This window comes from Candidatus Nitrosarchaeum limnium BG20 (assembly GCF_000241145.1).
In the GTDB taxonomy this organism is placed as follows: domain Archaea; phylum Thermoproteota; class Nitrososphaeria; order Nitrososphaerales; family Nitrosopumilaceae; genus Nitrosarchaeum; species Nitrosarchaeum limnae.
Genome location: NZ_AHJG01000197.1, coordinates 1 through 21,705, shown reverse-complemented (window position 1 = coordinate 21,705; position 21,705 = coordinate 1). Strand labels below are relative to the sequence as shown.

General features: G+C 29.1%; 25 protein-coding genes and 1 pseudogene. 14 read left to right on the top strand and 12 right to left on the bottom strand.

The features are described 5' to 3' along the window. The first annotated feature begins 83 nt into the window (after positions 1-83). Entirely contained in the window at positions 84-1,073 is a 990-nt protein-coding gene (locus BG20_RS07160) for an SDR family NAD(P)-dependent oxidoreductase (protein WP_010192824.1), read from the top strand. A gap of 25 nt (positions 1,074-1,098) precedes the next feature. Here the strand turns inward: BG20_RS07160 and BG20_RS07155 are convergent, their stop codons facing one another. Further along, a complete protein-coding gene (locus tag BG20_RS07155) occupies positions 1,099-1,542 on the bottom strand; it encodes a WxcM-like domain-containing protein (RefSeq protein ID WP_010192823.1) in 444 nt (147 codons plus the stop codon). Between the two features lie 106 nt (positions 1,543-1,648). Between BG20_RS07155 and rfbB the strand changes: the two genes are divergently transcribed. Together rfbB and BG20_RS07145 are read left to right on the top strand one after the other, a co-directional pair. Then, positions 1,649-2,644: a dTDP-glucose 4,6-dehydratase gene (gene rfbB, locus BG20_RS07150; RefSeq protein WP_010192821.1), complete on the top strand. Its 996-nt coding sequence runs from the start codon at positions 1,649-1,651 to the stop codon at positions 2,642-2,644. After that, the gene (locus BG20_RS07145; RefSeq protein ID WP_010192818.1) at positions 2,641-3,699 is read left to right on the top strand and encodes a glucose-1-phosphate thymidylyltransferase; all 1,059 of its coding nucleotides are present in this window, start codon (positions 2,641-2,643) and stop codon (positions 3,697-3,699) included. The genes rfbB and BG20_RS07145 overlap by 4 nt, the downstream gene beginning before the upstream one ends. Before the next feature lies 1 nt (position 3,700). Here the strand turns inward: BG20_RS07145 and BG20_RS07140 are convergent, their stop codons facing one another. Continuing rightward, on the bottom strand, positions 3,701-4,402 hold the full coding sequence (locus tag BG20_RS07140) for a TylF/MycF/NovP-related O-methyltransferase (protein WP_010192816.1): 702 nt from the start codon (positions 4,400-4,402) through the stop codon (positions 3,701-3,703). A gap of 64 nt (positions 4,403-4,466) precedes the next feature. Between BG20_RS07140 and BG20_RS07135 the strand changes: the two genes are divergently transcribed. After that, on the top strand, positions 4,467-5,516 hold the full coding sequence (locus BG20_RS07135; protein WP_010192814.1) for a glycosyltransferase family 2 protein: 1,050 nt from the start codon (positions 4,467-4,469) through the stop codon (positions 5,514-5,516). Here the strand turns inward: BG20_RS07135 and acpS are convergent. Genes acpS through BG20_RS07115 form a run of 4 tightly spaced genes read right to left on the bottom strand, consistent with a single transcriptional unit; the run spans position 5,509 to position 8,303 of the window. Further along, complete coding sequence (acpS, locus tag BG20_RS07130) at positions 5,509-5,868, bottom strand: holo-ACP synthase (protein ID WP_010192812.1); 360 nt, start codon at positions 5,866-5,868, stop codon at positions 5,509-5,511. The two genes, BG20_RS07135 and acpS, sit on opposite strands and share 8 nt — an antisense overlap. A gap of 18 nt (positions 5,869-5,886) precedes the next feature. After that, the gene (locus tag BG20_RS07125) at positions 5,887-6,297 is read right to left on the bottom strand and encodes a VOC family protein (protein ID WP_133936272.1); all 411 of its coding nucleotides are present in this window, start codon (positions 6,295-6,297) and stop codon (positions 5,887-5,889) included. A gap of 18 nt (positions 6,298-6,315) precedes the next feature. Then, positions 6,316-6,555: an acyl carrier protein gene (locus tag BG20_RS07120; RefSeq protein WP_010192808.1), complete on the bottom strand. Its 240-nt coding sequence runs from the start codon at positions 6,553-6,555 to the stop codon at positions 6,316-6,318. Next, complete coding sequence (locus BG20_RS07115) at positions 6,552-8,303, bottom strand: HAD-IIIC family phosphatase (RefSeq protein WP_010192806.1); 1,752 nt, start codon at positions 8,301-8,303, stop codon at positions 6,552-6,554. The genes BG20_RS07120 and BG20_RS07115 overlap by 4 nt, the downstream gene beginning before the upstream one ends. 113 nt (positions 8,304-8,416) lie before the next feature. Here BG20_RS07115 and BG20_RS07110 point away from each other — a divergent pair, with 113 nt between their 5' ends. After that, positions 8,417-8,938 (top strand): acyltransferase, encoded by a 522-nt coding sequence (locus BG20_RS07110; protein WP_010192805.1) that lies wholly within the window; start codon positions 8,417-8,419, stop codon positions 8,936-8,938. A gap of 2 nt (positions 8,939-8,940) precedes the next feature. Here BG20_RS07110 and BG20_RS07105 read toward each other — a convergent pair whose 3' ends face one another. After that, positions 8,941-9,822 (bottom strand): glycosyltransferase family 2 protein, encoded by an 882-nt coding sequence (locus BG20_RS07105; RefSeq protein ID WP_010192803.1) that lies wholly within the window; start codon positions 9,820-9,822, stop codon positions 8,941-8,943. 94 nt (positions 9,823-9,916) lie between these two features. On the opposite strand from BG20_RS07105, the gene BG20_RS07100 reads away from it, so the two are divergent. Continuing rightward, on the top strand, positions 9,917-10,738 hold the full coding sequence (locus BG20_RS07100; protein ID WP_010192801.1) for a polysaccharide deacetylase family protein: 822 nt from the start codon (positions 9,917-9,919) through the stop codon (positions 10,736-10,738). 34 nt (positions 10,739-10,772) lie between these two features. On the opposite strand, the gene BG20_RS07095 is transcribed toward BG20_RS07100, so the two are convergent. Continuing rightward, the gene (locus BG20_RS07095; protein ID WP_010192799.1) at positions 10,773-11,585 is read right to left on the bottom strand and encodes an NAD-dependent epimerase/dehydratase family protein; all 813 of its coding nucleotides are present in this window, start codon (positions 11,583-11,585) and stop codon (positions 10,773-10,775) included. Then, complete coding sequence (locus BG20_RS13850) at positions 11,558-11,713, bottom strand: NAD-dependent epimerase/dehydratase family protein (RefSeq protein WP_010192796.1); 156 nt, start codon at positions 11,711-11,713, stop codon at positions 11,558-11,560. The genes BG20_RS07095 and BG20_RS13850 overlap by 28 nt, the downstream gene beginning before the upstream one ends. 284 nt (positions 11,714-11,997) lie before the next feature. Here BG20_RS13850 and BG20_RS07090 point away from each other — a divergent pair, with 284 nt between their 5' ends. Then, a complete protein-coding gene (locus BG20_RS07090; protein WP_238527548.1) occupies positions 11,998-12,561 on the top strand; it encodes an FkbM family methyltransferase in 564 nt (187 codons plus the stop codon). Positions 12,562-12,570: 9 nt separating this feature from the next. On the opposite strand, the gene BG20_RS07085 is transcribed toward BG20_RS07090, so the two are convergent. Then, complete coding sequence (locus BG20_RS07085) at positions 12,571-13,605, bottom strand: glycosyltransferase family 4 protein (protein ID WP_010192793.1); 1,035 nt, start codon at positions 13,603-13,605, stop codon at positions 12,571-12,573. 120 nt (positions 13,606-13,725) lie between these two features. Here BG20_RS07085 and BG20_RS07080 point away from each other — a divergent pair, with 120 nt between their 5' ends. The 6 genes from BG20_RS07080 (at position 13,726) to BG20_RS07055 (ending at position 19,404) form a co-directional block, all read left to right on the top strand. Next, complete coding sequence (locus tag BG20_RS07080; RefSeq protein ID WP_010192791.1) at positions 13,726-14,688, top strand: NAD-dependent epimerase/dehydratase family protein; 963 nt, start codon at positions 13,726-13,728, stop codon at positions 14,686-14,688. A gap of 41 nt (positions 14,689-14,729) precedes the next feature. Then, positions 14,730-15,902, top strand: coding sequence for a lipopolysaccharide biosynthesis protein (locus BG20_RS07075; RefSeq protein ID WP_010192790.1), 1,173 nt, complete (start codon positions 14,730-14,732; stop codon positions 15,900-15,902). 25 nt (positions 15,903-15,927) lie between these two features. Next, on the top strand, positions 15,928-17,073 hold the full coding sequence (locus BG20_RS11680; protein ID WP_010192788.1) for an ArnT family glycosyltransferase: 1,146 nt from the start codon (positions 15,928-15,930) through the stop codon (positions 17,071-17,073). Positions 17,074-17,093: 20 nt separating this feature from the next. Beyond that, the gene (locus BG20_RS07065) at positions 17,094-17,504 is read left to right on the top strand and encodes a hypothetical protein (RefSeq protein WP_010192785.1); all 411 of its coding nucleotides are present in this window, start codon (positions 17,094-17,096) and stop codon (positions 17,502-17,504) included. A gap of 18 nt (positions 17,505-17,522) precedes the next feature. Then, complete coding sequence (locus BG20_RS07060) at positions 17,523-18,497, top strand: glycosyltransferase family 1 protein (RefSeq protein ID WP_010192783.1); 975 nt, start codon at positions 17,523-17,525, stop codon at positions 18,495-18,497. 82 nt (positions 18,498-18,579) lie between these two features. Further along, complete coding sequence (locus BG20_RS07055; protein ID WP_048097137.1) at positions 18,580-19,404, top strand: class I SAM-dependent methyltransferase; 825 nt, start codon at positions 18,580-18,582, stop codon at positions 19,402-19,404. Positions 19,405-19,412: 8 nt separating this feature from the next. Here the strand turns inward: BG20_RS07055 and BG20_RS07050 are convergent, their stop codons facing one another. After that, positions 19,413-19,886: a hypothetical protein gene (locus tag BG20_RS07050; RefSeq protein ID WP_010192780.1), complete on the bottom strand. Its 474-nt coding sequence runs from the start codon at positions 19,884-19,886 to the stop codon at positions 19,413-19,415. Between the two features lie 191 nt (positions 19,887-20,077). After that, positions 20,078-21,121 carry a class I SAM-dependent methyltransferase gene (locus BG20_RS07045; RefSeq protein ID WP_010192778.1) on the bottom strand — a complete coding sequence of 348 codons (1,044 nt, stop codon included), beginning with the start codon at positions 21,119-21,121 and terminating at the stop codon, positions 20,078-20,080. A gap of 110 nt (positions 21,122-21,231) precedes the next feature. Here BG20_RS07045 and BG20_RS07040 point away from each other — a divergent pair. Continuing rightward, positions 21,232-21,705: pseudogene (locus tag BG20_RS07040) on the top strand (glycosyltransferase family 1 protein); the annotation flags it as partial.

Sequence of the window (21,705 nt, the reverse complement as noted above, 5' to 3'; positions counted from 1 at the left end):
GAATAATTTGATTATTTATTAATAACGTCATAATTCATGATAAATAATAATTATGAAATTCCATCATAGAGCAAGGGAGAAAAATGTTACAAGGTAAAAAAATTCTCATAACAGGAGGTACAGGTTCGTTAGGTACGGCATTAACTCACAGACTATTAAAAGAGAATGTGGGTGTAGTAAGAATTTACAGTCGTGATGAATGGAAACAAACCCAAATGCAGGAGAAAATTCGGGATAAACGACTTAGATTTCTCATTGGAGATGTAAGAGACAAAGATAGATTATCTAGAGCAATGGAAGGCATAGATGTTGTTTTTCATACTGCTGCATTAAAACATGTCCCTGTTGCTGAGTACAATCCTTTTGAAGCAATCAAAACAAATGTTATTGGTACACAAAATGTAATTGAATCATGTTTAGATAATGAAGTAAAAATGGCTCTTGCTATAGGTACTGATAAGGCAGTTTCTCCACTAAACACCTATGGTGCAACAAAATTATTAATGGAAAGGATGTTTACTGCAGCAAATTTTTACAAAGGTGCACATAAAACAGATTTTCTTTGTGTAAGATATGGAAATGTTTTGGGCAGCAGAGGATCAGTAGCTCCTAAATTTATTGAACAAATACAAAAGGACGGAAAGATCACCATTACAGATCCAAGAATGACTAGATTTAACATTACCATGAAACAAGCTCTAGATCTAATTTTTAGAGCAATTAAAAATGGAAAGGATGGAGAGGTATTCATACCAAAACTCAAAGCATATACAGTTGATGAGTTAAAGAATGCAATTATTGAAATAATTGGAAAAAAAATTCAAGTTCAAAAGATTCCTGTTAGACCGGGCGAAAAATTTCATGAAACTTTGATAAATAAAGATGAAATTGCATATACATTTGAATCAAAAGACGATTACATCATAAGAAGTCCTGGTGTTGAGACATTATCAGATGTAAAATCACGTAATCTAAAAAAAGTCAAATTTACTGAACCATATTCATCAGACAAAGTTGAATTGATAAACAAACAAGAATTAAAAGATATAATATTAAAAGAAAAACTACTTTAATTATAAAATAAAAACATTTGAAATATTATTTCCATTTATTCCAATTATAATCATCAAATGAGACATTTTTCATTTCATTATCATTAGGTCTCCATGCAATGTCAGCCAGAGCAAGAACTCGTGAAACATCATCACTTATGTTAATATGTGCAGATGGAATATTTTTTGGCACATATACTAAAACTGGATTTTCTTCGCTAGATTCAATTTCTTTATAATTTCCTTGTTCATCTTTTATAACAAAAACAACTTTACCATGTATACATACAAAATAGCTATTTCGCTTTGTATGCAAGTGAGGTCCTTTTATTTCTCCTGGATTAACTGAGCTTACATAGACCATTTTTGGATGGTTTTTTATGATTTCATCCCAATCTCTCCAAATTACCGTTAGAGAACCATTTACATGACTATCAATGACACTTTTTGTTTCATGTTTTTCTAGATTATGTGACCATGAAGTTTCCATATGATTCCAAATATTACTAATTATTAAAATATTGATAAATTGGGATATGTAGATTTGATAATACCTGTCAAATGTTATAAGATGGATTAAAGAATTTTCATTTAATATGAAATTATTAGTAACAGGAGGATTGGGATTTATAGGAAGTAACTTTATTTTAGATATATTATTAAGATTTCCTAATTATGAAATAATTAACATAGATGCTGAGATTGAAGGTTCTTCACACAATAATCTTAAAGATATTAAAAAAAATAGAAAATACAAGTTTGTAAAAGGAAACATAACAAATCAATTATTAATTGACAAACTAATTTCAAAAGTTGATATTGTGTTTAATTTTGCAGCTGAATCACATGTTGATAGAAGTATTTTATCACCAAAGAATTTTATAAAATCAAACATAGTAGGGATGTTTACTATTTTAGAATCAGTAAGAAAATATAAAAAAAAGTTAATCCAGATTTCAACTGACGAAGTATTTGGTAGTATAAACAAAGGAAGTGCATCTGAAGAATCCCATTTGAATCCTTCCAGCCCATATTCTTCTTCAAAGGCATCAGCAGAATTGCTTGTAAATTCGTACGTCAAGACTTATGGAATTGAAGCAATAGTTACAAGATGTACAAATAATTTTGGCCCAAGACAACATACTGAAAAGTTAATTCCTAGAATAATTTTATTTGCAAAAAATGATCAAAAGATTCCAATTTATGGTTCAGGCAAAGCAGTGCGAGATTGGATTTATGTAAAAGATCATTGTAATGCAATTATAGAGATTTACAAAAGCGGAAAGTGGGGTGAATCGTATAACATATCTGCAAATAATGAGATGGACAATATCACAATAGTTAAAAAGATTTTAAAAATTTTAGGAAAACCTTCAGATTTATTTTATCATACAGAAGATCGTCCAGGACATGACTTACGTTATAGTTTAGATTCTTCAAAAATCAGAAAACAGCTAAAATGGAAGACAGAATTTGGATTTGATGATGCCTTAGAGCAGACAGTTAATTGGTATCTTTCCAACAAAAACCTATTAAAAAAAGTAAATTCTAAAACATTGGCTCCAATACCGTGGAAATCAGGCACAAAATGAAAGGAATAATTCTTCATGCAGGACATGGGACAAGATTAAGACCACTTACACATACAGGACCAAAACAATTACTTCCCATTGCCAACAAACCAATGTCACAATATTGTCTTGAATCTATAAAAGATACAGGAATTACAGATATTGCCATAATAATTGGTGGAGTGGGTTCCAATAAAGTCAAAGAATACTACGAAGATGGAAAAAAATTTGGAGTAAAAATTACGTATGTTGAGCAAGATTCTCCGCGAGGTATAGCTCATGCAATACGTTTGTGTAAAGACTTTATTGGAAATGAGAAATTTTTAGTTTTTTTAGGAGACAATATAATCCAAAGAAGAATTAGTGATTTTGCAGATGAGTTTGAAAAATCGGATGCAAAAGCAATGATTTTGTTATGTGAGGTAGATAATCCTTCACGATTTGGAATAGCAGACGTGCAAAATGGGATAATTAAAAAAATTATGGAAAAACCAAAAGATCCTCCAACAAATCTTGCAGTTACTGGGATCTATTTTCTAACACCAATTATTTTTGATATAATTGATAATCTTAAACCGTCTTGGAGAAATGAGCTTGAGATAACTGATGCACTTGATATTTTGTTACAAAATCACAAGATCACATACAATGTTATAACTGATTACTGGAAAGACACAGGTACTCCAGAAGATATTATTCATGCAAATATGACAATACTGGATAAAACAAAGCCGTACTTTAATGGAATTAAAGAAAAAGATGTAAAAATTAATGGAAACGTAATGATTGGAGAAAATACAATTATCAAAAGCAATGTTGTTATTAATGGTCCAACAATTATTGGAAAAAATTGTGTAATCGAATCAGGTTCAAAAATAGGTCCAAATACAAGTATTGGAGATAATTCAAATCTAAGATGCGATATTGCAGAATCCATAGTTATGTCGGAATGCAATATTACATGTGATATTAAGATTAGAAACAGTATAATTGCATTTAATTCTGAATTAACAACTAATCAAAATACAGATGATAAAGTATTCTTATTAGGTGAAGGAACAAGAATTATTCTCTAGATTATTCTGTTTTAACAATCATACATTGAGAGCCATTAATTGGGATAATTGGAATGTTCTTCCCTTGAAAGAATTCCGTAAATGCAGAGTGAACTCCGTTTGTATGATAATCATGCGTAAGAATTATTCCTCCTTTTACTAATCGAGGGTAAAAGAATTTCAAGCATTCGGTAGTGCTTTCATACAGATCAACATCTAGATGTACAAAAGAAAATTTAGAATCAGTAACAGGAACAGAAGTATCAGGAAATTTTCCTTTGTAAAAAGACACATCTTCATAGTCTTTTAGGTATTTTCGTACTGATTCTATATCGGTATTACTGAATTGTTTATCAGTCCAATATTTTATTCCAAAATGTGTGTCTTTGTCTGAAATTTTTGGCAATCCTTCAAATGTATCAAATAGATGGAGTTTGTTATTACCTTTCACTTCACAGATGATTTTAGCTGAACCTCCCTGATATACTCCGACTTCAGCCATATCACCTGAGATTTTGCTTTGAGATGTAGCAATGGAGTGTATTACAAATGCTTCATAAGGAAAAAATGCAAAGTCAATATCATTTTTTATAGATTTTATCAAAGATGCAACATCATTTTCTCCATAGAATGAGAGTAAGCGGAATTGAAACATAGATACAAAATATCCAAGTATTTTACCTAGTAATTTTGATTTGTAAACTAGATTATGTGAGCTAATCATACATTGTTATCACTAATTTTATTGATAATTAACATTATCATTGTTTATTATTTACATCTTTGATATGGAAAAAACAAAGTCAGCACCGCTTGTCAGCATAATAATTTTAAATTACAACGCAGGTGATCTTTTACTAGAATGTGTTGAATCCATACTAAATACTAGATACAACAATTATGAAATTTTAGTAGTTGATAATGCATCTAAAGATAATAGTCACAGTAGATGTAAAGAAAAATTTCCCATGATTAATCTAATAGAAAATAAAGAGAATTTAGGTTATTGTGAAGGCAATAATATTGGAATAAGAATAGCTAAAGGAACGTATATTGTTATTTTAAACCCAGATACTCTAGTTGATCCAGACTGGCTAGATGGATTAATTCAAGGATATGAAATGTATGGGGAGGGATTGTATCAGCCAAAGTTCCTTACCACCACAGATCATAATGTTTTGATGAGTTCAGGGAACATGATTCAGATATTTGGCTTTGGTTATTCACGTGGAAAAGGCCAGATAGATACAAAGCAGTTTGAAAAACACGAAATAGTAGGTTTTGCATCAGGAACATGTTTGTTTACACACATTAATGTAATGAAAAAAATAGGCATGTTTGATTCTTTTTTATTTGCATATTTAGATGACATGGATTTGGGTTGGAGGGCTTTACTTTTAGGAATAAAATCACACTACATACCAAAATCAATTGTATATCATCCACCAGAAGGATTTAGCTTCAAATGGAGTAATTACAAATTTTATTTATTGGAGAGAAATCGTCTTTATTGTCTTTTTACACATTACTCTCATTCAACATTGTTTAAAATGCTACCATCTCTATTTCTAACAGAATGTGCAGTTATTTTATTTTATTTGAAGAAACGAATGTTTCGCCAAAAAATTAATGGGTATATAGATATTATAAAAAACGGGCAACAAATTAAAAAAAGATATTCTGAAATTCAAAAAAGCAGAACTATTTCAGATAAAGAAATAATAAAAAACTTTCAAGATAGGATATATGTGCCAGAAAAAGTAATCGGAGAAAGAAATAATGAAATATTTAACAGATACATCGAGTCCTTGGCAAAGATTACAAGGAAATTCATTTAACGGTTGATCTTTCAGATAACACAACTGCAACTGCCATAGTTTTTTCATGTGATAAAGAAACTAAAAACGAATAGTCTGCATTATCTTTAATTTTTACAACAGGTTTATTTTTAATATGTGATGTCTCAATTTGAAGAAAACTAATTTTTTTAGAAAGAGATTTTTTGGTTGCTTCCTTGATTGCAAATTTACCTGCAAAATGGCGATAAGAATCTTTGAATTTTAAGCAGTAATTTATCTCAGATTTATTAAATATTTTATTATAGAATTTCTTATTTTTATCATATGGAATTTTTTGAAATCTTTTTACTTCGACAATATCAATTCCCAGGTTTAGATTATCAATAATCATTTTATAATGACCAATATGCTAAGATTTTACAGGTTCTTCTTCTGCAAGTTCTACAAGATTTATTTTTGTATCTTTCATGTTTAACAAAACAAATGCAGTTAACCGACCTTCAAAGCCAATTACAGGCTCAACTATAATTCTAGCACCATTTTTGACAAATTCGTCTAGTTTTTCACGTATGTTTTTTACCTCAAAGCATAGATGATGAAACCCTCCTCCTTTATTTGCAAAAGTTGCTACTGGTGAGTCTTCACCCACAGGTTCTATAAGCTCCAAGTTGAATTCTCCAATTTTTAAAAAACATACATTAACTTTTTGAGAAGTAATAAAAATTGGAATCGTAGTTTTTTCGAATTTAATATACTTGGTTAATTCGGGAAATGAATTTGATATTTTTGATACAACTATTCCAATATGATGAAGCTTCAACAATATTTGGTTTTAACATTAATCATTTAAAATTATGCCATGATTTTTTAAGTGTTTTTTAAAATCACTCACATTTTTTATACTCAAAGATTCATCAAGAGTAAATCTGATCTTAAATTCATTTTCAATTTCATTAAGTAGTAGATATAGGTTAAAGGAATCCCATGTTTCAATTGATTGTGGACCAGAATCATCTTTTATTTCTGAAATTGGCACATGCATGATTTGCGATACAAGTTCGTATAATTTTGATGTCATGCTGATGTAACCTCAATGTGATCTGGAATTTTAATTTCATTTTCTAATGAGAAAACCCAGTAATCACCTTCTAGCTTAAACCCATAAGAAGGTAAAAAGTCAGAAATAGGTTGATTCTTTTGAGTGGGAATAAATTGTGCTTTTACTTTCTTTACACCTTCTTGTTTTGCTTGTTTTAGAATATTTGCCATCATTGCATCGTCAATTCCTCTTCCAATAACCCTACAACTCAAAAGAAATGTATCGATGAACCATTCTTCAGGATCATTCTTTTTTATTATGTAAACTCCTGTTATTCCATTGTCTCCAAATTTGTCTTTGACTTGAGCTCCACATACTAACATTTTTTTGTCTTGAGAAAAATTCCTAATATCTTCCTCTTGATATCGTTTTGTAGTAAGATTAAACTGGTTAGTTTTTAGAGAAAGCTGAGAGATTCGTGGAAGTGAAAATTGATCTACTTTTTTTATTTCAACTTTTATTTCAAGTTGCTTTAGAAAATCATCAAGGTTTGTAGACTCCATCAAGATTTTTCTGTTTTTTTCTTCCAGATACATACTACCACGCTTGGCATCATCTTCGGTTATTTGTAAGAGATCAAAGTCATTCAGATTTATTAGAATTTGAGCATAGTTAGCTGGATCATTACCAATATCTACAGTAAGAATTTGTGGAAAATGTGTATGAATGAGTTCTCGATTCATAGGATCATCGTCAAAAAAGACCATACTATCAAGTCCAATATTTAGTTCAGATGCAATATCTTTCATGTTTGTGACCTTATCTGTCCAATTAATCCTCATTGATGCAAAATGATTTTCACGTAGTATCATGTACGGGTGATTTCGTATAACTTGCATTGCATCATCTGGGTTATTTTTACTATTTATTGCAAGAATAATTCCTCTTTGCTGAAGTGCTAATAGTCTTTTCTGAAATTCTACAAATGCGTTACCAGGTGGTGTAGGTCCAAGATTAATTCCATCATATCCATCTTCGCCAACAATACCTCCCCATAAAGTATTATCAAGATCAAGCACTATGCATTTTTTACTTAATCCAAGAAATGCTTTGATGTAACTTAGAAAATCATTTGCAAGATATGGTAAATAGTCAAAAGATATTCTAATATCACCAAAAAAATATTTGTGGTAATCAAATACGTTATTCTCACCATGTTTAGTAATGAATCCGTTTAGATCAAACAAGTAAACAGAATATTGTGTTTTTATAAAATTTTCTAGATTATTATTAATTTCATTTACAATATTTTTTAATCCATGCTCCATTTTAGAGTCAAGTATTCCATATGAAGAATACGTGGGAATGATAAAATTAGAAATTATTAGTTTAGATTTTGTTTTATCGGTAAACGATGTTATAAGATTTTTCAAGTCATTAGTAATTTTTGTAATTAGATCATTTCTCTGAGATGAGTCTAACGAATACGGAAAATAAAATGCATCACCGAGAATACTTCGTATGTCTAATATCAAAAAAGTCACATCAGGTGAGAATGCATAAAGTTTACTAGAATCATTTAGTATGTTTTGATTATATTGATTATAATCTGAAATATATGAAAAACATCCTATATTGATTTCAGAGCATTTAACTTGAATTATTTCAGATAGACCATTTAAAGTAAAATTACTGAGAATTGCAACTCGTATTTTATTGCCATATTTAGACGGGTCCAATAATCTTGCCTGACTAATGTAGTTTGGAAGGTTTTGTTCAGAATTCATAATTTTTTATCTAAAAATCTTACAATAAACATTTCGCAGAACTTTAATTGTAATCATTTTAATCAAGTTTTTTTGCCCAAAGATTATAGATTCCGATAGGAGATAAAGAATTGATGAAAGATGATGCATTTTCTGTAAATGAGCAAGAATTGATGGATTATTACAAATTATCAGGAAAAAGTGGGAAGATGAAATTACGTATGAAATTCATGAAATCGTGGATTTTACATTCACTAGCATACAATTCTCCCCTCTCAGATTTTTCCATATCTATGCAACGTAAAAGAGGAGTCAAAATTGGAAAAAATTGTCATTTTTCATCTTACGTTTTAATTGATTTGCTTTATCCGCATCTAGTCAATATTGAAGATAATGTGACAATCAGTCATAATGCGATGATATTTGCTCATATCAATCCAACTGCAAATTTGCTTTTAAAAAATACAGCATATCCAAGAAAAGTGGAAAATGTAACTATCAAACAAGGTGCAGTTATCAGTCCAGGGGCGATCATCACTGCAGGTGTAACAATAGGTCAGAATTCTATAATATCTGTAGGTAGTGTAGTATCAGAAGATATTCCAGATAACTGTGTTGTAGTTGGAAATCCAGGAAGAGTAGTTAAAAAAATATAATATCAAGAAGTTCTTCTTGCCATTCTTGAAATACTAAATAATACAGCAGACATTAACAACAACATCAATCCAACTACCAAAGATCCTAAAGCTACCAATGTGGAAGGAACAGAGAACACACGGGTGTCATTAAAAATTGAAATTACTATAAATGAATAAACAATACCTATAACCAGTAAAATAAATCCAGGGATTCCAAGATATCGTAAAGGATGTCTGATTGCAATTAATTCAATTAGTGATGTCAATACACTAACAGAATGGGACACAGGATCTTTTGTAGAAGTTTTTCCTCCAGTGTTGTAAATTACTGTGATATTTTCTTCTACTATTTTTAGATTTTTTTGAACAGCGTCAATTAATATTTCAGAATCAACACCAAATCCATTTGTCATGAATTTAATCTTCTGGATTGCATTTTTTGAATAAGATCTGTAACCACTTTGTGTATCATTAAACGGAAGATCAGAAGCCAATTGTGTAATTTTATCAAACATCATGTTTCCAACTTTTCTATATGATGGCATTTCTTTTTTAGTTTGAAATCGGTTACCTAATACAATATCAAAGTTTTTTTCGATGATCGGATCAATTAGTTTATTCATTTCTTCAGGAAGAAATTGCCCATCACCATCAATTGTTACCATAACGTCTGCATTCGCATTGCGTGCGTAATCAAAAAGAGACTTTAATGCAGCTCCTTTTCCCATGTTTTTTTCATGTTTTATGACTATAGCACCAGCATCAGTTGCATTTTTGGAAGTTGAATCGTTTGAACCATCATCACATACTACAACACGATCAACGTAATTTAATGACCTTTTAATTATATCAGCAATAGGTTTTTCTTCATTATATGCTGGGATGCACGCAATTTTTAGCATTATGTCCTTGTAATTTATGATAAACTGTATATCTATGTTTTTTGAATAGTTATGACTTTTTTAGTTATTATATTCAATAACACAATACAACATTATGCAGACAAACATCATGTCAGTTGACTTGGAGGATTATTACTGTGATTTGCCATTTTCGGAATGGTCAAAGTACGAAAGCAGAGTGGTTGAAAACACTAGTTTGATTTTAGATTTATTTGCTAAACATGATGTAAAAGCAACATTTTTTGTGGTTGGATATATCGCAGAATTATTTCCTGAATTGATTAAGGAGATTGATAGAAAGGGACATGAGATTGCCAGCCATAGTTATGCCCATATAGACATAAGAAAGTCAACCCAAGAAGAATTTGAAAAAGACCTTAAAAAATCACTAGATACGCTTGAAAACATAACTACCAAAAAAGTAATAGGTTTTAGAGCTCCGTATTTTTCAATTACAAAAAATTCATTTTGGGCAATAAAAATTTTATCAAAATATTTAAGATATGATTCTAGTATTTTTCCAGTAAGAACTCCTTTATACGGAGTACCAAATGCGCCACGATTTATCTACAAACCAAATATCATAAATCCTATAGTTGAAGATGAAAAAAGTAATTTAAGTGAAATACCATTGGCAACACATAGAATTCCTATAATAGGAAATATTCCAATTGCAGGCGGATTTCATTTGCGGTTTTTTCCTTATTCATATATCAAATATGGATTAAATAAAATAAATAAAAACAACAATTCATTTATTTTTTATATTCATCCAAAGGATTTAGATCCAAAAATGCCTAGAATAAAGGAATATGGGTGGCATTATTATCATAATCTCAAAGGTGCGCTAAAAAAGTTTGAAAATATACTTGAGGATTTTAAATTTGTCACAGCTAAAGAGCAACTGAAACTGTAGAAGCTATTTAGAATAAAGAAATCAGTTAGAAACGTTATAATGAATTTTGTTTGAAATAGTCTAATGTGTATTTGATTCCATCTTTTACAGATATTTTCAAATCCCAACCTAATGATTTTAATTTAGAATTATCAACTAGAAAATTCCCTACATCCACTTTACTTGTATACGAGGGAGGATCTACGTATTTTATTTTACAATTAGTCAATTCTTCAAGCCATTGAGCAATTTCATAAAACCAAGTTTTTTTATAAGAAGAAATCCAATAAAGATTACCAGGTTTTCCTCTTTCCATAATTGTTTGTAATGCAGAAACAACATCAGTTACAAAGATAATATCACGGAAAAACTGTCCATTATTGTATATAGTAACATCTTTCCCACAATACGCTTGATAAATTAAATAATTCAGAGCATTTTTTGTAGGTGTTAGATATTGCTCTCTAGGTCCAAATGCATTTGTGATTCTAAATGACAGTGTATCTAAATCATAAACATTTTGATAGATCTTACAAAGATGTTCGCTTGCAAGTCTAGTTGTTCCATAAACGGTCGTTGGATTACAATTGATAGTCTCGTTAATTGGTAAAGTATCAGGTTTTCCTACTACGATAAAGGTACTACCTAAAATAAATTTGCAATTCAGTTTAGATGTTCTAATTGTTTCAAGAATACATAGTGTAGATTTTAGGTTTACATCTACATCATACATTGGATTTTCAAAGGACTTTTTATGCGATGTTTCACCAGCTAGGTGTATTATTATGTCAGGTTTATTTGCTATAATAATTTTTGATAATTCAGAGAAATCAGTAACATCTACTTTACATAGATGAATTTTTGCCAAGTCATAAGTAGCATTAGTAATTTTTTAAAATTTCTAGAAACAGCAATAACTTCATAGTTATTTTTTAAAAGTATATCACAAAGATGACTTCCGATAAATCCATCTGCACCAGTCACTAAAACTTTCATTAACAGCATAACAATACAATTAGTTAAAAAATTGATCTTAGATATATCTATTAGATTTTTAAAGCATTCATAATAGATTCAAACAGAGTATGAATAAGATTAAGTTATTACTACAAGTCATTAAAAAATTCAAAAATTGGCATGTGTTAATTGGAATTTATTTTAAGACAATAAAGAAGGATCAAGTGATATTAGAAACTAGAAATAAATTGAAAATAAAAATCAGAACACATTCTACAGACATAATGCAATTAGGTACTGTTTGGTTTACAAACGACTACAATATGCCAGGATTTGAAATAAGAGATAACGACATTATTGTAGATGTGGGGGCACATATCGGTTTATTTGCTTTATTTGCATCCCAGTTTTGTAAAAATGGTAAAATCTATTGTTTTGAACCTATAAAAGAAAACTATGAAATGCTATCAGATAATACAAATTTGAATGAAATAAAAAATATCATACCGTTAAATTTAGCAGTTAGTAAAGAAAACGAACACGTAAGAATATACCTGGATTTGGATGAATCAGCTCACAGCATATTTCCTCAAGGAAATACATTTGTTGATGTTAAATCCACAACAGTAAAAAGATTTTTTGATGAATATAAAATTGAAAATTGTGATTTAGTAAAAATTGATTGTGAAGGGGCTGAATATGAAATAATTGATTCAATTCCAGAGGAATATTTTTCTAGAATAAATAAAATCATAATAGAATATCATTTAATAGATAAAAAATTAGAATTGTATCAGAATTTATTAAAAAAATTAGAAAACATGTCATTTAAAACTAAAACAAGAAAAATATCGGAAGATATGGGAATGATCTATGCAATGAGATAAAAATCACATTTAATGTTTAAGTTTTTCAAAATTACGAATGACTTGTTGACAGATTAATTTCCAATCATGTTTTTTTGCAAATTCTAGTCCAGATATTTTAAATAAATCCTTATTTTTATAAACATCATCAACAATACTAACAAAATCAGAATTTTCAGTAAAAGAAAAAATTTTTCCTGCATTGGAGATTTCAATAATTTCACGATGCGGCTCTATATCATAAAGTACAAGTGGTTTTCCTGATGCCATAGCTTCTAAAGTAGGTACAGGGCACACTTCAAATGTACTAGCAGATACATAGATATCACAAGAAGCATATCTCAGTTTTAATTCATCATTATTGATTTTTCCTGTCAATTCTACATTTCTTTCCAACTTTAGATCATTGATCATTTTTTCAAGACTAGTCATCTCCTCACCTATTCCTACTATTTGTAGATGAGATTTCGGATATTTTTTTAGTAATTTAGGCATGGATGAAATAAGTACGGAAACTTTTTTGTAAGGACGTAATCCACCAACAAAAAGTAATTGAGGTTCACCTCTTTTGTACGTAGTTGGTAATTCAGGATTATAAAATTCAGTATCAACTCCATTGTAAATAACTTCAGCTGAGATATCACCGATCATTTTTTTCATTTGATTAACTCCTGCCTTTGAAACCGATATTATTTGGGAAATTCTATTTTTATACAACATCATCATAATTTTGAAGTTGATTTTTTGGATTGTGTTTGATGCTCCATGATAGTAAAGAATTACAGGTTTATTTGGTTTTTTTGTAAGTAAGAAATAGTTTGGAAACGATTGATGTAGATAAATTATATCATATCCAAGATTGTTTACTCCATAAAATAAAGATTTTAATTTTTTTAACTTCACTTGTTTCACATTTGGAGGTGGTGGAGAATCAAAAGAAAATGCACCGATTGCAGTTCTATATCCCATTTTGTCAAGTTCAATACATAAGTTATTGATTACAGTGGTATGACCAAAATCTGCAGGGTATTTTCTAACTATCATTAAAATAGATTTTTTTACCATGTCAAATAAGAAAAAAATCTTACTTATCAACTTAGAGAGGATGAATGGATAAATTATAACTAATTACTTGATAAATCTAAACTGTCTTTTTTTTTGATATGATACAAATTAACTTCATTTATGGATAAATCAAAAAAATCAGTTCTAATAACTGGTGGAGCGGGTTTTATTGGCAGTCATTTAGCTGATAGATTAGTTAACAACAATATCAATACGATAGTTTACGATAATTTTTCTACTGGTAATAAAAAAAATCTTGTAAACTGTTTGAAAAGAACTAACTTTGAATTGATAGTAGGAGATTTAAATAATTCAAAAAAAATTTCTAGCATTCTGCCTAGAATTAAAACAGTTTTTCACATAGCTGCATATCCAGAAGTAAGGACAGGATTTGAAAACCCAGAGATTGCATTTAATGAGAATATTAAAAACACATATTTGCTTTTAGAGCAGATTAGAAAATCAAATGTTAAAAAGATAGTTTTTGCATCATCGTCAGTAGTTTATGGAGATGCAAAAAAGATTCCAACTAGTGAAGAATACGGTCCACTCTTACCAATATCGCCATATGGAGGATCGAAGCTTGCATGTGAAGGATTAATCTCGGCATATTGTCATAATTACGGAATACAAGGAATAATTCTTAGATTTGCCAATGTCATTGGTTCAAGAAGTAAACATGGGGTAATTTGGGATTTTATTAACAAATTACATCAAAATAAAAAGAAATTAGAAATTTTAGGCGACGGGACACAGACAAAATCATACATACACATTAGTGATTGCGTAGATGGGTTTTTGAAAGCAGCAGATTCTAAAAATCCTGTTGATGTATTTAATATCGGCAATAACGATAGAACTAGTGTTACAGACATAGCAAATATTGTAATAGATAAAATGAATTTAAAAAATGTGAAAATAATTACAAAAGGTGGAACTTTTGATGGCAGAGGATGGCCAGGTGACGTAAAAAAAATGCATCTAGATATTAAAAAATTGAAAAGAACTGGATGGGAGCCAAAATTAAATAGTAATTCTGCAATAAAGAAAGCAAGTCTAGAGTTGATTAATGAGACTGACTAACTTAAATGGCTTAATAATCCAGAAAATTTTCTATAAATAACATGGTTCGAGAAAAGATCAGTAAGCATTTTTCCGTTTTTAAAGATATTTCATTTCTAAGTGTTGCATATATGATTCCTACAATTATTGGAGCAATTTTTTGGTTTTATATTGCATCATTAATTGGAGTTGAAAAATATGGTGAAATCACTTACTATCTTACAATTGCAGGAATTGTTAGTGGAATTACTATGCTTGGTACACAAAATTCACTTACAGTGTACGCCGCAAAAGGTGAAAAACTACTTCCTGTAATATCACTAATCACATTTCCAATATCAGTTATAGGCGCGATAGTAGTATTTTTTACATTTTTTAATTTAGGTGCAAGTATTCATGTTTTCAGTTATGTGATTTTTTCACTAATAACAGCAGAATTTCTTGGCAGAAAATTTTTCAAATCATATATGAAAATTACAATAATTCAAAAATTATTAATGGTGATTTTAGCCATACCTTTGTATTATTTATTGGATAGTAATGGAATTATAATTGGAATTGCATTATCATTTGTTCCATTTATTGCATTATATTATAAGGAATTTAAAACTACAAAAATTAATTTTAAAATTTTAAAAGGTAAAAAAGAGTTTATGATAAACAATTATTTGCTGAGTTTTACAAGAATGTTTGCATCATCTATTGATAAGATCATCATAGTACCTATTTTTGGATTTGGCATATTAGGAAATTATGCATTAGGCATGCAATTCTACATGGTTTTGTTAATAATACCAAATATTATTTACCAATATGTCTTACCACAAGATGCAGCTGGCAATCCAAGTATAGTTTTAAAAAAATTAACTATACTAATATCAGTCGGATTGACAGTTTTAGGAATCGTACTTTCTCCAGTCATTATAAAATGGATGTTTCCAAAATTTGAGGAGGCAGTAATAATTGTTCAAATTATTAGTTTAGGCATAATACCAGGCACGATTAATCTTGTATACATTTCAAAATTTTTAGGAAATTTACAAAACAAGATTGTATTAATCAGCTCGGGTATTTTTTTAGTTAGCATCATTTTAGGAATGATTGTCTTAGGTAAACTTTATGATGTTCACGGAATAGCTGCAGCATTTGTTTTGGCAGGAGCTGCAGAGTCAATATTTCTATTAATTAGCAACAAATATTATGATAAACCAAAAAAATCTAATGACATAGTTTAATACTATTTTAAGTGCAAAAAAAATATTGGAAAAAGATGAATTCAAAATAAATTTGAAAGCAGGTTATCTAAATTCAAAAACTAGTTCGTTGTTATTACTTGCGATAATTTGTGTTGTTGCAATAGTTATCAGGTTATACCATACACCATATGATGTTCCTATTATTTTGGATGGTTTTTCTGGATATTTTTTACACGCTTTAGACATTAGCATATTAGGACATTTACCTAATTATCAATCAGCTCATAGTGGATGGTCAGAATTTCTTTCATTGTTTTTTATGATTTTCCATTCAGATAATTTCATGGACTATATGAATTTACAAAGAGGTGTAAGTGTTGTTTTATCAGGAATAACTGTAATTCCTGTTTATTTTATTTGTAAAAAATTTTTTAATAATTATTATTCTTTGATAGGTGCTCTAATTTTTGCGTTAGATCCCAGAATAATTATAAATTCAACTTTAGGAATTTCTGAGCCATTATACATTTTTGCCATTACATTAGGAATAATGTTTTTTCTAAATTCAAATAAAAAATATGTATATTTATCATTTGGATTTTTTGCTTGGGCCACCATTATTAGACCCGAAGGACAATTTTGGTTTGTAGCTTTTACAATAATCTATTTTCTACGATTCAGAAAAAGCCGAAAAGATTGCATGTTATTCATAATAGCTTTGGCAGTGTTCTTACTTGTATTATCTCCGTTTGTATATCAAAGAATTGAATGCTGTGGAAATGATGCAATTGTTGGAAGAATAATTGGAGAGATTAGCATGTATGGTAATCATGAAGAAATAAGCAGTCAAGATAAAATTAACACGTATGGTCCTAATTGGATAAACGGAATCAAGTTATTTGGATGGTCAATTATCCCCATTTTCGTAATTTTGGTTCCTATTGGATTAATTCCAATTTTAAAACAACTAAGATACCCAAATTATCTTCTAGTCTTAGCACCAGCAGTATTGGCAATACCAATAATGTATTCAGTCTCAATAGCTCCTGATACCCGTTATGTTTATCCTCTTTTTCCAATATTTTGTGTAATTTCTTTATTTGGAATAAGTTGGATTGTAGAGAAATTTAGCAACAAAAAAGTAATTTTGAGTGTGATAGTTATTGGAATCATTTTTGGTTCAATGACATTTTTAGAAATAAAAAAATAGATTACAGTGGTGAATCAGAAGTGTATCAAGTAGCTAAATTTGTTGCTAAGAATGTGGATGGAATTAATTCTGAACCAAAAGTTGGAAAATATATTCAAATTGCAGAAATGGCAAATAGATGGCCTATAACATCAACTCCTGGAAATTTAAAAGAAACTTTTAAGATCAATCAATTCCACGTAGGAGAAATGAAAACGCTTGAGGAATTCATATCAAAGAATAAAGAACAAAACTTAACTCATATTATTGCTGATGAGTATTCAGAGTCAATATTATCTGAAGTATACAATCATGAAGAAAAATTCCCGTATCTTGAAAAAATTTATGAGTCTAAAGAACATGGATATGAATATAATCTTAAACTTTATAAAATAAACTACGATGAATTTGCAAAATATCTTCAAATTAAAAACAAAAATTATGGCACATAAAAAATGGATAACTTGATAATGAAAAAAATTAGAATAGCATTTATCTACAAAAAATCATATGTTTTTCTTTCTGGAAAACATTTTGACAATACTACATATCATTTTTTTATGAATGCCTTGAAACGTAGTAATTCTCTTGATGTAACTTATTTTCCATCAGATAACATATTTGATGTAAAGAATTTGAAAGGAAAATTTGATATAATTTTACTTCCAGACAATCACAGTGTTGCAGTTCCTGAATTAATTGGGATAAAGAATAACTCCATACCAATCATATGCAGAATTGGTGATCCACATAATGCAAAATCAATGAATAAACATAATTATCATGAAGAAATAGGAATAGATTATTACTTTAATTTTACACATAAAGACTATTTTTACAAATACTATCCTTCTAACTTTAGATACAAGACAATTATTTTTGGGTTAGAACCTATTTTATATGAAAACCTGACTCCATATAAGGATCGAATCAAAAATAGAATTCTGAATTCCGGTGCAATAGGAAATGCAAAAATCTTTTCTAGGATAATTAATTCAATACGAAATCCAGATTCAAATGCATACAAGCATTATAAATTGAGAACTATGTGTAATCAACTACCATATGTGGATTATACGTCTACTTTGGAACATGAATATGTTAATGACAGATATCCTCTGCTCTTATCCAAATATGCAGCATCTATTGTTGCTACAACATATTTTCCAACAATAAGGTATTGGGAAGTTCCAGCTGCAGGATGTTTAACATTTATGGAGATAACAGAAAAAAATAATGGAAGATATCTTGGGTATAAAGATGAAGAGACAGCAATTTTCATTAATGAGAAAAATTACAAGAGTAAATTTGAAGAATATTTAGAAGATATAGATAATCCAAAATGGCTCGAAATTGCAAATGCAGGAAGACAATATGCATTAAGTGAATTAAATAATGATAAGGCAACAGATTCGCTTGTTGAACTTATGCAAGAATTAATTTAAATTAATCAAATATATTTTAAAATAATTTAAAACATTGATAGATATATTATAGGTTTATTTCAAAAAATGCTAAATGTATTGTATGTCTTGTGACAACAAATCATTAAGTGAATATTCGAAAAATTCCTATATGAGATTACCAGTTTATTTGTGTAATGTATGTGGTATGTACATTACGGGTAAAAATGAAGATGAAATCAAAAAAAGATGTTCGGAGATTTACAAAAAAGAATATTGGGATGGAAGAGGAGCAGAAGAAGCAATAAAAACAAATTATTCTGACATTAATTCACAAGGTAAAAAAAGGCAGTGGATTTCTCAATTTGCATACTGTAAAAAATATTTTAAAAATAAGAGATTTTTAGAGATTGGGTGTGGACCAGGACAAACAATTTTCTGGTTTGAAGAGGAAGGTTTTGACGTATCAGGTATTGAGCCTGATGAAAGAAATGTTGGTTTGATTAATCAAAAATTAAAGTCTGGACACTGTGAAGTAGGGTTTGCAGAAGAATTTAGCATATCTGGAAATTATGATATTATTTGGATTTCTCATGTATTTGAGCACCTAGTGAGACCTGATTTGTTGCTAAGAAAATGTAAAGAGCATTTAAATCCAAATGGGATATTATTCATAGAAGTTCCGAATTGTGAAAATGCAGAGATACTTAAATCATCAGTTTTTGAACAACCTTCAACATTTCACTTTACAAAAAAATCTTTAATGAATTTAGCAATAAAAGCTAATTTCAAAATTGAACGATGTGATTGTTTTAGATCCCCATCAAAATTAGAAGGCGTGTTAAATAAAATAATGAAAAAAATATCATATGAATACTATCCATATTATCCAAAAATCATCACAAACAACAAAGATGGAACAGACATAAGAATAATTTTAAAAAATTAGTTATTATTTTATTTATTTGGCTTACCAGAACTATCCAATGTTTTTTTACTCATATATTCACGTAATTGATTTTGTAATGAGATAATTTCATTAGTTTCTTCTTCAGACAATCTTTCATTTTTAGATAATTTAATCAATAATTCGCTCATTTTAAGATATAATGGAAATAACGCTTCTGTATTGGTTAATATTCTATACAAATGAGGATTTGCCTCAACAGAGATATCAGCTTCGGCCTTAAATGCACCACTTTTTTTGTAGTGAATGTATCCAATAGCTACCAAAATTGGTAAACCAGTAGCAACAAGAAATATCACATAATATGCAAAAGTTGGAAAAAATTCTTTTAATGCAGGTAATCTTTCAATTGCAAGATAATATGTTGTTACTAGTGTATTTACTGCAGCAAATAAAAATGCAAAGTAAGTCGACCACCCCATTCTAAAATAAAACCATGTTCTAAATGCAAGTGCTTTTTTCACGTATTTTGATTTACTTACACGTATATCAATTAATACATAATTGAAACTAACATTGTGATAAAAGTTCTTTAATAATTTCAACAGTATAAAGACTAATCAGTCATAAGATCAGGCAAATACAAAATAAGATTCAAGTATTAATTATTTTCAATATTATTTTTAATTATATATTAAAATATTTATTTAAAATTCTAATGTTTTATTCCAGTAACACTGATTCCACTTTCAATTTCTTTGAAGCTTGTGATTTTTAGTTTAGCATCACGATACCATTTTTGTACTTCATCAGGAGTGTGTCTGTAAGCAAATTTTGGATAATACCAATCAAAGTTTACACCTACACTTCTCTCAAAATCTCCATCTTCAGCCCAAAAACATTTCAAAAAATGCCAGTAGATAAATCTCTGTACATCATAAGTACCAGCCTTGATATTGAGTAGTTTAATGTCACGTGGAATTGTGATCTTCTTATTTAGACCAGATAGTGATTTACCTAAAATCGTCATGTCTTTTGAAAACTCTACACAGTCACTTACAGACATTTTTGTTGTCTTGGAACGAATGTAATCATCTGCAAATTCTCTAATTGGAGCTTTTTTGTTGTAAACATATATGGAAATATGACCCGCCTTTTTTAGAAATTTTGTCAAATACTTGAATGAGGTTTCTGTGTTTTTTGTATGATGCAATACTTGATCAGAATAAACATAATCAAAAAAATTCTTTTTGAATGGAAGTTGACGTAAGTCAGCTTGCAAAAAATGTATGTTTGCAGCACTACCATATTTTTTATACGCAAAATTTACAGATTCACTTGCATCTATTGCAAATACAAGCGCTTGTTTATTGGTGGATAGAAAGTTTGCACTATTGCCTAAACCTGTTCCTGCATCAAGAATGTAATGTTTTGTAAGTAGAAATTTGTTGAAATTATCAAGTGTTTTCCATTGAAAACGTTCCAAAAACCAATTTCTTTGAAATTCAAACCATTTTTTCTCATGATATGATTTATGATATATTTTCCATTTTGATGAAAATGCATCTTCAGTTTTTACAAAATCCTTTGTAAGATCAGTTACAAATCTAGGAATTCCATCTGTAATCTTAAATTTATGTTTATTTGCACAAATCAAATATCCTTCAATAATTTCTTCTTTAGATTTTTTTGTTATTTTAATGGTAAAAAATTTTTGGCATGTAGGACAAACTAGGTATTCAGTGAGGGTAGGCTTCAAGTCAAATTGGTTGGTTTTCTATGGCTTTAAAAATATTAGTATTACAGACAATATCATTGATTTTACAAAATGTCTTAATACATACATTATTTTCATTATTGTGAATATAATTGAGATTACTTATTGGAGGTTCTACTTCAAAAATATTTCATCTAAAGGAATTTGCAAGTGCTCTAACAGATTTAGGAGTTGATTGTAAGTTAGTAGTCGATACTGATATTTGTAAAGGCTTTCCTAGTCGTAAAGTTACAGATTGCTTTCAAACTAGAAGAAAATTTGAACAATTAATTTCAGAGTTTAAACCTGATGTAATTCTAGTAGACAGGCAAAGACATTTTGCACTTGCTGCAGCGAAACTGAACATTCCACTAGTAATACATTTGAGAGGAAATATTTGGAAAGAAATGGAATGGGCAAAACATACACTTTACAAATCACTTCCAAAAAGGATCGTATTACAAATATGGATTTACATGACTAGGAAAACTTTTCAAAAATCATCATTAATTGTTCCAATTTGTGAACATCTAGAAAAAATTGTCAAGCAAAACTATACAGATAAAAAAACAGGAGTAATGTATCAA

Excerpts from the sequence above, each read along its gene's own strand:
- BG20_RS07160 (WP_010192824.1), top strand. The coding sequence starts at position 84 with ATGTTACAAGGTAAAAAAATTCTCATAACAGGAGGTACAGGTTCGTTA.
- BG20_RS07155 (WP_010192823.1), bottom strand. The coding sequence starts at position 1,542 with ATGGAAACTTCATGGTCACATAATCTAGAAAAACATGAAACAAAAAGT.
- rfbB (WP_010192821.1), top strand. The coding sequence starts at position 1,649 with ATGAAATTATTAGTAACAGGAGGATTGGGATTTATAGGAAGTAACTTT.
- BG20_RS07145 (WP_010192818.1), top strand. The coding sequence starts at position 2,641 with ATGAAAGGAATAATTCTTCATGCAGGACATGGGACAAGATTAAGACCA.
- BG20_RS07140 (WP_010192816.1), bottom strand. The coding sequence starts at position 4,402 with ATGATTAGCTCACATAATCTAGTTTACAAATCAAAATTACTAGGTAAA.
- BG20_RS07135 (WP_010192814.1), top strand. The coding sequence starts at position 4,467 with ATGGAAAAAACAAAGTCAGCACCGCTTGTCAGCATAATAATTTTAAAT.
- acpS (WP_010192812.1), bottom strand. The coding sequence starts at position 5,868 with ATGATTATTGATAATCTAAACCTGGGAATTGATATTGTCGAAGTAAAA.
- BG20_RS07120 (WP_010192808.1), bottom strand. The coding sequence starts at position 6,555 with ATGACATCAAAATTATACGAACTTGTATCGCAAATCATGCATGTGCCA.
- BG20_RS07115 (WP_010192806.1), bottom strand. The coding sequence starts at position 8,303 with ATGAATTCTGAACAAAACCTTCCAAACTACATTAGTCAGGCAAGATTA.
- BG20_RS07110 (WP_010192805.1), top strand. The coding sequence starts at position 8,417 with ATGAAAGATGATGCATTTTCTGTAAATGAGCAAGAATTGATGGATTAT.
- BG20_RS07105 (WP_010192803.1), bottom strand. The coding sequence starts at position 9,822 with ATGCTAAAAATTGCGTGCATCCCAGCATATAATGAAGAAAAACCTATT.
- BG20_RS07100 (WP_010192801.1), top strand. The coding sequence starts at position 9,917 with ATGCAGACAAACATCATGTCAGTTGACTTGGAGGATTATTACTGTGAT.
- BG20_RS13850 (WP_010192796.1), bottom strand. The coding sequence starts at position 11,713 with ATGAAAGTTTTAGTGACTGGTGCAGATGGATTTATCGGAAGTCATCTT.
- BG20_RS07090 (WP_238527548.1), top strand. The coding sequence starts at position 11,998 with ATGCCAGGATTTGAAATAAGAGATAACGACATTATTGTAGATGTGGGG.
- BG20_RS07085 (WP_010192793.1), bottom strand. The coding sequence starts at position 13,605 with ATGGTAAAAAAATCTATTTTAATGATAGTTAGAAAATACCCTGCAGAT.
- BG20_RS07080 (WP_010192791.1), top strand. The coding sequence starts at position 13,726 with ATGGATAAATCAAAAAAATCAGTTCTAATAACTGGTGGAGCGGGTTTT.
- BG20_RS07075 (WP_010192790.1), top strand. The coding sequence starts at position 14,730 with ATGGTTCGAGAAAAGATCAGTAAGCATTTTTCCGTTTTTAAAGATATT.
- BG20_RS07060 (WP_010192783.1), top strand. The coding sequence starts at position 17,523 with ATGAAAAAAATTAGAATAGCATTTATCTACAAAAAATCATATGTTTTT.
- BG20_RS07055 (WP_048097137.1), top strand. The coding sequence starts at position 18,580 with ATGTCTTGTGACAACAAATCATTAAGTGAATATTCGAAAAATTCCTAT.